Here is a 13,664-nt window from a genome sequence, read left to right as displayed (position 1 = left end):
ATGAAAAAAATATTCATTTTAAGCATATTGTTTTTGTCAATTTTAGGTCTTGCTTCATGTGATCATGAAGAAATTGCAACATATTCAGGGAAGGACAGCGTGTATTTTACACCATCCGTTTTCGGAATTTCTGATGGAGCGATTACAGCTATAACCGATAGTGTAGGATTTACTTTTGCTTTAGAGAAGCCTGTAATTGTTGGCAAAACTTATAATCTACCAATTCAAGTACAAGGAAATATCAGCGATGTTGACAGAAAAGTAAAAGTAGTTGTAGATCCAAAAAGTACAGCTATTGCCGGAACTCACTTTGAAATTCCACAAGATTTTGTTATTCCTGCAGGGAAAGTAGTAAATGATCTTCCTATTAAGGTTTTCAGAACTGAAGATATGAAGAAAAATAGCTTTTTACTGATTTTGAATTTAGAAGAAAATGAATCATTTAAGACTGAAATGAAGAGCAAAGAAATTAATGCGTTGACGCATAAAAGAATCAGCTTTATTACTTTCAAACTTTCTTTTGATGATAAATTAACGCAGCCTATTGGTTGGTATGCACCATATTTAGGCGTTTTTACAGCAAAGAAATTTTTCCTGATGTGCGATTTGATTCATTTAGATCCGGCTATTTTCAATCAAAAATTGGGTAGTCCAGGACTAGCTATTGCTGATTTTATGTACTACCAAGCTTTTATGAAACGTTACTTGGCTGATCAAAAAGCATCTGGCAACATTATTTATGAAGACGATGGGAAAGAAATGATCTTTCCTTAAAAATCATTTAATAAATTTTAAAAATAGAACATTATGTTAAAAAATATAAAGATTCAATTTATTCTGCCACTGATGCTGGTTTTAGCCTACAGTTGTGCAGAAGATGAAGGGAATTACGATTATAATGCAATAAATGAAATACACGCGACTGGTATTGAAGAATCATATACAGTTTATACTGGAGATAATTTTAAAATTACGCCTGATTTGAATGAGACTTTAGTTGAAGGCAACAGTACAGATCGTTACAGCTACGAATGGGTAGCGCTTAATCCTTCTAAACTTTTATTAGAATCAAGAACATTACTTGCAACTACTAAAAATTTGGATGGAGTCATAAAGTTAGCACCAGGAAGTTACAATGTCTACTATTTTGTAAAAGATAAAGTTACAGGCGTTACTTGGCAGCAAGAACCTTTTAAGCTAAATGTGGTTTCGGCAATTTATGAAGGTTGGCTAGTGATAGGAAACGTGCAGGAAAAGGCGCGCTTAGATATGGTTTCAATTTTGCCAGGTATTTCACAACCTAAAATTATTACAGATGTTTTGGATGCTTCAGGTTCTGCTTTAAAATTAACAGGTAAAGCTGTTGATGTTTCATGTTTTGCAAGCGCAGTTTCTTCTGGTTCAGCTTACGGAGTTTACGTAACCACCACTGAAAATGGAACAGCAAGACTTGATCCAGATTCTTTTGGATGGACTCAAACACAAAATTTGGCTTATGAAACTTTAGGAGGAGCATTCCCAACAAATTTTGGCATTGATTTTATGGAAACACCTGGAGGCGGAGGCGAAAATTTTATTTACAGCAAAGGTGATATTTACTATTATTATCGTGCTTTTAATATAAAATATGGTCTTCCGCAAAACATATTAGAGACTGCAACAAAAACTTTTCATGCAGCGCCTTTTATTGCTTCTAATAGAGGTTCTGCCGCTTCACCGGTTTTCTTTAATAATGATACTCGCAGTTTCGTTCGTTTTAATTATTCAAAAGGAAATTGTTCGGCAATGCCACCAGTTACTGGATCGTCAACAGTTTTAGATTGGAATAATACAGATTCAGATCTAATTTACATGACTACCTCTGGTTTTAATGGTTTTGAAAATTTTGCAGTCCTAAAAAATCGATCAACAGGAAAATACTATTTACTGCGTTTTTCCACAGGTTTAATTCAAAGTTATTACAAAGAGATTCTGAATGCACCAGAATTTGACAAAGCAACAAAATTTGCAGTAAGTCCGGATTCAGGATATTTGTTTTATGCTGTTGGAAGCAAAGTGTATGAATATGACAACGGAACCCAATCGGCTAAATTAATGATCAACAAAGGTACCGATGAAATAACGTATATCGCTTTTAATCCTTTGGCAAAAAATGCAGACAAAAAATTAATTGTTGGCAGTTATGGAACTACGGGTAAATTAGAACTTTACAACGTTCCTCCTGTAAATGGAGATTTAATACTAACAGATACATTTAGCGGTTTATGTAAAATCGTTGATGTTGCTTACCGACGCAGATAATCTAAAACTATAAAAGAAAAACCGAATGAAGTATGAACTTCATTCTTCATTCGGTTTCTAAAAACCACATCTTATGAAACGTTTTTTTAAAATCGCAAGTGCAGTTTTGCTGCTTGCCAGCTCTTCTATTGCCTTAAATGCACAGATAAATCCAGCTGATGAAAGTTGGGAACTTGCTAAAAAACAAGCTCAAACGGAGAAAAAAATAATCTTTGTCGATTTGTATTTTACTGGTTGCGCGCCGTGTGCACAAATGGACAAAGAGGTATTTCCAGATCCTAAAGTAGCGGCTGTTTTAAGCAAAGATTTTGTCACTTTCAAATCGGATATTTTGAAAGAAGAAATTGGTAAAAAGCTATGTATGAAATATGGCGTTACCGGATTTCCAACATTTTTATTCTTGAACGCTGATGGAAAAGTGATTGATGTTGAAAGTGGTTTTCAAAGTGTTGAGCAATTTACAGCTTTGCTTGAAAATGCAAAAACAGCATCAAAAAATGGAATATTTAAAAAATACAGTCCGCAAATTCAGGAAAAAGAATATCCGGAATTTTATGCACAGGCTTATTTGGCAAATAAACGAAACGTTTCTTTTGAAACAGCCGATGCGTATTTAAAAGCACAACCTTCTTTATTGGCCGAGGTTCCTTTTGTAATTATTACTGGTTTAAGAATTGGCAGACAGTACGATGATTTTTTCCTGAAAAATGTCAGTCAACTTGAAAAAGATTACGGAAAAGCAAGTGTTGAGAATCATGTATTTACCATTTTACAGCGCAAGAGAAAAGAATTGGAGAAAACAAACGATTTAGCTTCATTCAAAAAATTACTTGATGAGGTAAAACCAATTTATTCTGCAGATGATTGGACAAAATTTGAAGGCATTTTATTGAAAGATTTTGGGGTACAGAAACCTGCAGCCAATAATCCCTATACTTTACAAAAGTAAACCGAAATGAAAAAGTTATTCTTGTTTTCAATATTGATTTTTGGATGCACTATTTATGCTCAAAATAGCATTCAAAAATCTATTGAATCTTTCGAAAAAGCATTTCAAAATAAAAGTTATAGTGAGATTAAAAGTCTTTTAGCTCCAGAGTTTACGGTTGGTGTTGGAGATGCTTCTTCAAATGAATTTTATTTAAACGGAATTTTCAATGCATTTCCTGTTCTGGATTCTATTCAGATTGGAAAACCGGTAGCAATGAAAAATGAAACTTTTGTTTTGGCCGATTTTTGTTTCAAAGGAAAAGAAAAAAAGCCATCTCAAATTGTTTTCAATTCAGATAATAAAATTTTGTATGTGACTTTTTTTGACGGTTTGTATAAAGTTGACCGACATGCTACTGTAAAAGAAGTAGCAAGTATTCCGTTTCAAATTGTCGAAAACGGAATCGCCATCAAAATAAAACTAAACAAAGCCGATCGCGAGTTTTTAATGCTTTTTGATACCGGCGCAGACGGAATGGCTTTGAATCCTGATAGCGCTTACAAAGCCGGAGTTGTGGTTACCAAAAATAAATCGGCTTCTGTGGTTGGCGGAAGTCAGCAAGTACAGTATTCGGCAGACAATACCATTTATATTGGCGATCAGGTTTTGAAGAATCAAGGTTTGGTTATTTTTCCAAAACACGGCGTTTACGACGGATTATTTGGCGCAAATTTGCTTCGCAATTTTATTACTTCTGTCAATTTTGATACGATGACGATTGATTTGTACAATTTCGGAAATTTCAATTACTGGGGAAAAGCAAAACCATTTGTTTTTGACTATAAATCAGGACTTCCGGTAGTAAAAATGAAGCTGACTTTTGAAGATAAAAAAACAGTCGAAGGCAGTTTCACTTTTGATACAGGAGCAGGTTATGATTTAATTGCATATGGACCTTTCAATCATAAAAATAATCTCGAAGCAAGTCTAAAAACAGAATACACTTCTGTGAATTATAGTTTAGGAAAACAAACTAAAATTGTCGGCGGTGCGATTCCAAATGTAGCGATTAACGGAAATAATTTTCCAAACGTAACCATCGCGTTGCAGGAATATGACGAAGCCAATAAAAGCTGGGCTTTCGCCGATGGATCACTCGGAATTGATTTAATAAAGCGTTTCAATTTCACAATCGATCTTTTGCATAAAACGGTCTATTTAGAGCCCAATAAAAATTTCAAAAAAATATCTTCTTTCTATCTAGGCGGAATGAATTTAGATTTTGATGAAAACCAAAATCTGATAGTAAAAAGAATCATAGATCGGCAAAATGAAGATTTGAAGAAAGTAAAAGAAGGAGCCAAAGTCACTCAAGTAAATGATTTTGAAGCCAAAGATTTACTGAATCCCGAGAACCTTAAAAAGCTGAAAGAAACTAAAGAAAGCAAAGATTTTATCATAGAACAAGGCGATCAATCGATGCGAATTTCAATTTAAAATTATCAACAAAAAACAATAGAATATCATGAAAAAACACATTTTAAATTTCATTTTGATCTGCTTTGCGGTTCAGGTGAGTTTTGCTGCAAATTTTTCGGAATATGCAGTTATTAAAGGAACAGTTTCAATTCCCGATTTTAAAGCAAAAGAAGTTACGCTTTATAATGTCGAAGAAGGAAAACCAGCGGTAGCTGCAACTGCAAAAGTCAACACACTTGGGGAATTTGGCTTTATGATACCGGTTTCAGCAGCTGGTTTTTATTACGTTGATTACGGTCAGATGAAAAGTAGAAATCAATTGATTCGCTTGTATTTGGAACCAAAATTAGACATTAGCCTTTTGATCAATAAAGAGAATTATGTTTTGAGCGGCAAAAATGTTGGACAGAATGTTTTGGTTCAAAAAGCAAATGAAATCTACAACGAATTTGCACCGTTTTCAAGACTCGGAACTAATATTACGTATGTAGATTTTTATCCGTGGATTGATAAAGGCGTTGCAAAAGCAAATGAATTTTCAAAAAGCATTAAAACCAAAGATGCAGCTTTTGATAAATTATTAAAATTAGCCGTAGCAACTGATGTCGAAGAATTGACATATACTTTTTTCAGAATGCCAAGAAGTGCTTTTCCTGATAAAGACGATCGCCCGGCGGTTATTAAAACTTGGCAGACAGATAAAAAATTTACAGATGCTGATTTGCTAAAATTGCAAAATGGTCTTTCATTAATGTCAAATTATTTCTTTTATGTAACAATGAATAGCGGTGATGCGCCAAAACGTTTGGATTTGGCAGAAGCAATTACACATATTACAGAACCGGCTCTAAAAGATGTTTATCTTCGTGACGCGGTAGCAACTTCAAGAATGAAAATTGAAGAATATGAAAAAATAGCTCCAAGCATCAAACCGTATATGATTTCTGATGCAAGTAAAACGTTTTTAATCGAATACGAAAAAGTGCTTCATAAAAATGTGGGTCAAAAAGGACTTGAATTTACGTATAACGACATAAACGATAAACCAGTTTCGTTTTCAGATTTTAAAGGTAAATTTGTTTACATCGATTTATGGGCAACGTGGTGCGGACCTTGTAAAGCGGAGATTCCGCACATGAAAAAAATTGAAGAGGATTATCACGGAAAAAATATCGTCTTTGTAAGTCTTTCGTTAGACAAACCAAAAGACGCTCAAAAATGGAAAGATTTCGTTACCAAAGAACAATTGAAAGGAATTCAGTTGATGGCAGATAAAGATTTTGGTTCCGATGTGGCTAAAAACTATGATGTGAATGCTATTCCGAGATTCTTATTGTTTGACACAAAAGGAAATATTATCAATGCCGATGCGCTTCGTCCGTCAAATCCGGAATTGAGGGTGCAGTTGGATAAATTATTGAAAGGTTAATAAATAGAAGTGAGATCACTATCTATTAATTCTCGGAAATTTAATGATGAGTTTAATAAAAATAAGCTATTAGCAAAGTAGTCTATGAAAAATAAAATAAAATTAATTTTCAATCACTTTTTACTGGTTTTAGTCGGGATACTACTTTTTAATTTAAGTTCTTGTGCAACTGAAGAATATTCTTCTGAGAATGCACAAATCGATCCTGATTTAATTGTTGCCACTAAGCAATTTGTTGAAAGTGAGATGTCTAAAAATAAGGATAATGCATTTTTAACTTCTTTTCCTTTAACTCCAGATTGGGAACATGTATTTGCAGGTAAAGATAAGTCTATTCGTGTGCCAATGATTTCTAACAAAGGTTCTCAAGATACTTTTGAATTATTTATTATCCAAAAAGAAGGGAAATTTGTAGGTGAGATTGTACAATTTATGCCATTTGATGTAATGGGAATAACAAGTTATCATCGTATTCTATATTCTCTGCAGGGCAAAAGAGAAACAGATCTTTTGATGCCAAAGTCATATGTTTCAGATCTACAAAAATTAGCAGGTAAGAAATTAACAGGAAAAACTAAAGGAGAAGATTTTTCTTATTTGTGTGGTTTTTTTAGAGACAATCAAGGGAATCCAGCTCAAATAGTTGTGTTAAATATTTGTCCTGATGGTACACTTTTTAATAATTCGATTCAGGTTTGTGATTGGCCTGATCTAGCTGGCGAAAATGCAAGAAAATCATTTTTTTCTGTGAGATTTTCAGATGGTGAAACTATCAATGTTAGTACTTATGGTTTTTTAGAAGAACTTGAAGAAGTTACAGTTGATAATAACTACCAAAATCCAAATTATGTGGGAGATGATAGTTCTGTCTGGATAAATTTCCCTCCTAATTATAGTTATCCTAGCTCTCCTGGTGGCGGTGGAGACGAATATTATCCGATAGGAGAACTTCCTACAGTAACAACTAAAGCTCAGGAAGTAAGATCAGAATTATCATTAAATAATGATCAGTTTAATTGGCTTAAGCAAAGACCGGAAATTGCAAATTCATTATTTGATTATTTATTTATGGAGAGTTTTAGTTCTTGGGCAGATGTTTTTGCTTTAGATATGATCAATCAAATGATGTCAAAGCCAGGATTGGTTCTTAATCCCATTGATTCTTATAAATCTCCTTTTAATGTTGATAGATCAGCAATTTCTACAACAACTCCTGAAGGAATTAAGTTCAACGAAATTTATGGCGCTTTGAAAAATTCTCCACAATTTAAAACATTATTTCTTGATATCTTTGATGGAGATCAAGCCAGGTTTAATGTTAAATTTGAAATTAATGATCACGTATATGAAGATAACAACCCAGCCGAAAAAGAGGTAAATGCAACTACAAGTCAAGATCCAATTACAAATATTATAACAATTAGAATAAATAGGCAAATACTAATTGCAGGAACTGATCAAAGTCAAACTAAGATAGAAAATGCCAAAACCATATTACACGAATGTATTCATGCTTATCTTTTCATTAAATCTAATAATTCTAACATAGGAATGGATATAGGAAGAACAATCAATTCGATGTATCCTGTAGCCAGCGAGCAACATGATTTTATGTATGGAAGAATGATACCGATAATGCAAAATGTACTTTCTGAGATTAGAGATTTTGTTACTACTCCCGAAAATAGAAATAAAGTTGAACAAAGAACAATGCACCCAACAATTAATCCCTTAACGTCAACTCCTTGGGATTGGAATGAATATTACAAATATTTAAGTTTAAAAGGACTAGATGAGGCATATTGCTTTTTATTTGATTATCCTAAAAACTCAGATCAATGGAATTTATTAGGAAATTATGTCAATTATGGACATGAAGATTTAAGACAATAAAATTTAATATTATGAAGAATTTTTCAATAGTAATAGTTCTCTTTATTTCAAGTTGTATTTATTCTCAGAGCTATGAGCAGATAAAGAAACTTGACACAATATATATACCTTTTAAAGAAGGAAAATATAATGTTAAGATCGATTTTCCTGAGGAAAAGGATGGGTTTAAAAATAGACGATATGTTTTTAATGACAACAAGAAAAATACTTACAGTTTTGAATTCAAGAAAAACGCAAATCTGACTTTAGAAAAAGAGATTATTAATAAATCTTTTTTAAAGAGATATAAAGGAAAAATTGTAAAAATAAAATCCTTAGAAAAATTTGATGATCAAGATATACAATGTGAATTATTCAATAGATCTAAAGTTTTTTACATTATAGATTTTTCAGAAAACAAAAAAGGTATTAAATATAGAGTCATTTTTATGAACATGTGTAATGTTAGGGAATGAAATAGCTATAGATAAAAACTGATGGTGTAAAAAAAAAAATATAAATAAATGAAAAATTTAGTAGCAATATTTGTAATGCTAACGGGCTGTATATTTTCTGGTTACGCCCAAAATTACAAAGTAAATGACCCAATTGTGGTCAATCAAAAAATCAAAAAAGGTGTTCTTCCAAACGGAATGACGTATTATATTTATCCAACAGATGTAAATAAAAATACGGCGAGTTATTACATTATTCAAAATGTAGGTTCGATATTAGAAAACGACCAGCAGAAAGGTTTGGCGCATTTTCTGGAACATATGGCTTTCAACGGAACCAAACATTTTGAAGGAAAAGGAATCTTGAATACGCTTCAGAAACAAGGAGCCGTTTTCGGGAAAAATATCAATGCATACACAAGTACAGACGAAACAGTTTACAATTTAGATAATATTCCGTCAAAAGATGGAAGCGTTGTCGATACATGTTTGCTGGTTTTGCACGATTGGTCAAATTTTTTGTCGCTGACAAATGAAGAAATCGATGCCGAACGTGGTGTAATTACCGAAGAATGGCGTACGAGACAAAATGCCCGAGCAAGAATTTACAATCAGTTGGCGCCTTATTATTACAACAATTCGCTTTATGCAGATCGCATGCCGATTGGCGATATGGAAATCATCAAAAACTTTAAATATCAGGTTTTAAAAGATTTTTATAAAGATTGGTATCGTCCCGATTTACAAGCGATTGCTATTGTTGGAGATATTAATTCAGATGAAGTTGAAGCAAAAATCAAAAAACTTTTTGCGGATATTCCGACGCCTCAAAATCCTAAACAACGTTTTGAAATTGCAATTCCTGAGAAAGAAGAACCAACTTTTAAATTGGCTTTGGATAAAGAAATTTCGGCTTCAAATATCACTTTCATGGTTCGCCATTCTGCCGAAAAACCAACGGGGACTTTTTCCGATTTAGAAAAATCAACACAGAGAAGCATTGCTTTTGGGATCATTAGCAATCGTTTATCTGAAATGGCTCAGAAACAGGAATGTCCTTTTAAAGGAGCACAAATTGGATATCAAAAATATTCTCGTTTGAATGATGTTTTTGTTTTAAGCCTAAGTCCGAAACCGGGGAAACAAGCGGAAGCTTTTACAACTGTTATGAACGAATGGGTTAGAGCGTACAAATTTGGTTTTTCAAAAGGAGAAATTGAAAGAGCCGTTACTGAAACTATTTCGGGTTACGAAAATTATTTAGAAAAACTAAATGAGATTTCGCATAAACAAGTAATCGGAATGGTAAAAGACGATTATTTGGATCATGAAATAATTGCCGATCCGAAAGTAGAATTTGAAATGACGAAAAGCATTTTGAAAAGTCTGGATAGCAAAATTCTTCAAGAACAAATTGCCAAATTATACACAAAACAAAATCGTGTTATTACGGTAACTGGAGTAGAAGGCGAAGAAAATCTAAGTCAGGAAAAAGCTTTTGATATTATTCAGAAAGCGGAAAACGACTCATCATTACAGCCATATGTTGATACTTTTGTGGCTAAATCACTTATGGATGGAACAGATTTAAAGCCAGGTAAAATAGTATCAGAAAAAGAAACTAAAGAAATTGATGCGACTACTTATATTTTAAGCAATGGCGTAAAAGTGCATTATAAATTTGCTGATAAAAATAAAAAGACGGTTAGTCTGCAAGCAGATAGTTATGGAGGAACTTCTTTGTATGACGGTGATGATATGCCATCTGCTCAACGTTGCGCAGATTTTGCTATGATGTCGGGATTAGGTTCATTTTCAGATACTGATTTAGAGAAAATATTGAAAGGAAAAATAGTTAGTTCTGGTGTTGGAATTAGTCCTTCGTCTGAATTTGTATCAGCGTCAGCTAATGTGAAAGACATTGAAACAATGATGCAGTTAGTTTATTTGCGTTTTGAGGGACCAAGATTTGATCAGGAGAAATTTTTATTGATGAAACAAAGATTTCAAAATTTTCTAAAAAATAAAGAAAAAGATATTAATTCTAAAATGTCAGATAGTGTGTCAGTTGCTGTGTACGGAAAAAATAATCCGCGAGTATATTCAATAGACCAAAAGTACATTGATGATTTGTCTTTTGATAAAATGAAAGTAATTTATGAAGATCGCTTTTCCGATGTGTCAAATTTTGAATTCAATATAGTAGGTGATGTAACGCCTGAAGTTTTAAAACCTTTATTAGAAAAATATATTGCCAGCATTCAAGGAGTTAAGCGTAAAGAAGGATATAAGGATAATAGAGCAAAATGGATTTCGGAAAAAATAAATAAAGAAGTTTTTATTAAAATGGAAACGCCAAAAAGTGCTGTAAAAATCAACTATACAAAAGCCTATTCTTACTCTGAAAAGAATAAAATGTTAGCATCATTTTTTGGAGATATTTTGACTTTAAGGTATACAGAAAGTCTTCGTGAAAAAGAAGGTGGTACTTATGGCGCTTATGTGCAGTGCGTTTCTACAAAGTATCCTGTACCAACGACTAAACTTGAAATTTCATTTGATTGTGATGCAAATAGAGCAGATCATTTAGTGCCTATTGTTTATCAGGAAATTGATAAAATTAAAAAAGGAGAAATCGCTTCTGAAGATTTAGAGAAAACGAGAACGAATTATTTGAAGTCAAGAGAGGACAGTAAAAATTTCAATAAATATACCAGCGATCTGCTTTACAATTACTTTAGGGAAAACTTCAATATGAATGATCCTAAAAATTATGAAGATATTGTAAAATCCATTACTGCAAAAGATATTCAGAATTTTGCGAATTCGTTTTTAAACAAAGCCGATTCGTATCAAATTGTCTTCAAACCCTCAAAATAATCTACTAGAATTTAATTTGTACTTCCGTAATCAATTGATATTTTGAATTAGTAAGCATTATTAGTTGTAATATCGGATTTTACGAGAGGGTTGTTTTTTGCTATTCAGCCCTCTTTTCTAAAATTTTACCCATGAACAAGAACATATTTTTAGTGAGTTTGCTGTTGTTGTTTACAATAATGGTAAAGGCTCAAATTTATACTCCCATTAAGTGGAAAACCAGTGTCGAAAAGATTTCAGATACTGAATATGAATTGCAGGCAAAAGCAACTTTAGACACAGGTTGGCATTTATACAGCCAGGAAGTTTCTGACGGCGGCCCAATTCCAACGCATTTTGTTTTTACTAAAACTCCAGATTTTCAATTGATTGGAAATGTAAGAGAAGAAAAAGGAAAAACCATAAATGATCCTGTTTTTAAAATGTCAATTAAGTTTTTTGAAAAAGAAACTACATTTAGACAACGTATAAAAAACATTGGAAAAAAGTCTTTTAAAATCAAAACAGAGGTGGAATATATGGTTTGCAATGATGAAAATTGCCTTCCGCCGAGTTATGATGAACTTGAGTTTGACGTAAACGCAACGATTAGTGCCAATGCCACAATTGTAAAAGAAATTGCTCCTGTTGAAGTTGTTGAAGAAATTAAGACAGATTCATTATTGGCAGAAGTTAAAACCGAAATTCCGGTTCAGAAAAAGACAGTTTTACCAACAAAATCAGTTGTTCACAAAAAGCTGAATAAAGCCGAATTAGATAGTTTATGGACGATTTTTATATTGTCATTTTTCTCTGGTTTTGCTGCTTTGCTTACGCCATGTGTTTTCCCGATGATTCCTATGACGGTAAGTTTTTTTACCAAACAAAGCAAAAGCAAATCGCAGGGAATTAGAAAAGCTATTTTTTACGGCATTTTTATTATTACGATTTATATTTTTCTAGGAGCCGTTGTAACCTGGGCTTTTGGTGCCGATTCGCTGAATGCGCTTTCGACAAATGTTTGGTTTAACCTGATTTTCTTTGTGCTTTTAATTGTTTTTGCCATGTCATTTTTGGGCGCTTTTGAAATTATGCTACCCAATGCATTAGCTAATAAAGTGGACAGTCAGGCAGACAGAGGCGGGATTATCGGAATATTATTTATGGCTTTGGCTTTAGCAATTGTTTCGTTTTCATGCACCGGCCCAATTGTGGGAACATTATTGGTCGAAGCTGCTTCAAGAGGCGGAATTGCACCTTTCATGGGAATGTTTGGTTTTTCTCTGGCCTTGGCTTTGCCGTTTACCTTATTTGCGGCTTTTCCGGGTTGGCTGAATTCATTGCCAAAATCGGGTGGATGGCTAAATTCGGTAAAAGTATTTTTAGGATTTTTAGAATTGGCTTTAGCCTTTAAATTTTTATCCAATGCCGATTTGGTGCTGCAATTGCATTGCCTGGAAAGGGAAACTTTTTTAGCCATTTGGATTGCGATTTTTGCGGTGCTGAGTTTGTATTTATTGGGGAAAATACAATTGCCACATGACAGTCCGTTATCGCATATCAGCGTTGGGAGATTGAGTCTTGGAATCGTCGTTTTATCTTTTACAATTTATTTGATTCCAGGTATTTGGGGTGCGCCTTTGAAATTAATAAGCGGTTTTCCGCCACCGTTAAATTACAGCGAAATTCCGAACGGCTTAGGAACTAATTCCGATGAATTACCATCAAAATTACCTGCCGGAGCAGAATTTGGACCCCACAATATTATCGCTTTTACCGATTATGATTTAGGAATGGCATACGCCAAAAAAATGCAAAAACCAGTCATGATTGATTTTACTGGACATGCCTGTGTGAATTGCCGAAAAATGGAAGATAATGTCTGGTCTGACAAAAAAGTGCTTAAGGTTTTGAAAGATGATCTTGTTTTAATTTCTCTATATGTTGATGATAAAAGAGAATTACCTCAAAATGAACAAGTTGTTTCCAAATTGACAGGCAGAAAAATTAAATATATTGGACAAAAATGGAGTGAATTCCAAACCATTAAATACAAAACAAATGCTCAGCCTTTTTACGTATTGGTAAATAACGAAGGCGAAGCACTAAATGAAACTTCGGCATATAATCCAGATATCGATGATTATCTGAATTGGCTCCAAAGTGGCATTTGTAATTTTAAAAATAGTTTTAATTAATTTTTATTTATTGTTACCCAAGGTTAAATTGTAAAAACGGAATAGCGAAACTGCTATTCCGTTTTTTTTGTGCAAATTCCAGATTTTATATCGTCTTTTTGGCAGGTAATAAATTGTTTCAAATTCTTAAAAAATCCACT

The 13,664-nt window shown here is 33.1% G+C and carries 9 protein-coding genes; all 9 read left to right on the top strand.

Features of this window, described 5'->3' with window-relative positions; all coding sequences use genetic code 11:
• The 9 genes from GQ47_RS09125 (at position 1) to GQ47_RS09085 (ending at position 13,524) form a co-directional block, all read left to right on the top strand.
• Positions 1-774 (top strand): DUF4843 domain-containing protein, encoded by a 774-nt coding sequence (locus GQ47_RS09125; RefSeq protein WP_035647491.1) that lies wholly within the window; start codon positions 1-3, stop codon positions 772-774.
• Between the two features lie 33 nt (positions 775-807).
• Positions 808-2,301, top strand: coding sequence for a PKD-like family lipoprotein (locus GQ47_RS09120; protein WP_035647489.1), 1,494 nt, complete (start codon positions 808-810; stop codon positions 2,299-2,301).
• Between the two features lie 73 nt (positions 2,302-2,374).
• Positions 2,375-3,250: a thioredoxin family protein gene (locus GQ47_RS09115; protein ID WP_035647486.1), complete on the top strand. Its 876-nt coding sequence runs from the start codon at positions 2,375-2,377 to the stop codon at positions 3,248-3,250.
• Between the two features lie 6 nt (positions 3,251-3,256).
• Entirely contained in the window at positions 3,257-4,729 is a 1,473-nt protein-coding gene (locus GQ47_RS09110; RefSeq protein ID WP_035647483.1) for a retropepsin-like aspartic protease, read from the top strand.
• A gap of 28 nt (positions 4,730-4,757) precedes the next feature.
• Positions 4,758-6,140 carry a TlpA family protein disulfide reductase gene (locus GQ47_RS23760; protein ID WP_051951450.1) on the top strand — a complete coding sequence of 461 codons (1,383 nt, stop codon included), beginning with the start codon at positions 4,758-4,760 and terminating at the stop codon, positions 6,138-6,140.
• A gap of 84 nt (positions 6,141-6,224) precedes the next feature.
• A complete protein-coding gene (locus tag GQ47_RS09100; RefSeq protein ID WP_035647478.1) occupies positions 6,225-8,033 on the top strand; it encodes a chitin binding peritrophin-A domain-containing protein in 1,809 nt (602 codons plus the stop codon).
• 11 nt (positions 8,034-8,044) lie between these two features.
• Entirely contained in the window at positions 8,045-8,488 is a 444-nt protein-coding gene (locus tag GQ47_RS09095; RefSeq protein WP_035647477.1) for a hypothetical protein, read from the top strand.
• Between the two features lie 48 nt (positions 8,489-8,536).
• Positions 8,537-11,347, top strand: a complete 2,811-nt coding sequence (locus GQ47_RS09090) for a M16 family metallopeptidase (RefSeq protein ID WP_035647474.1) — start codon at positions 8,537-8,539, stop codon at positions 11,345-11,347.
• A 131-nt stretch (positions 11,348-11,478) separates the two neighbouring features.
• On the top strand, positions 11,479-13,524 hold the full coding sequence (locus GQ47_RS09085; protein ID WP_035647472.1) for a protein-disulfide reductase DsbD family protein: 2,046 nt from the start codon (positions 11,479-11,481) through the stop codon (positions 13,522-13,524).
• Positions 13,525-13,664 lie beyond the last annotated feature (140 nt).

Origin of the sequence: Flavobacterium sp. ASV13 (assembly GCF_000745775.1) — a bacterium.
In the GTDB taxonomy this organism is placed as follows: domain Bacteria; phylum Bacteroidota; class Bacteroidia; order Flavobacteriales; family Flavobacteriaceae; genus Flavobacterium.
This window is presented reverse-complemented; position numbering and strand designations above follow the sequence as displayed.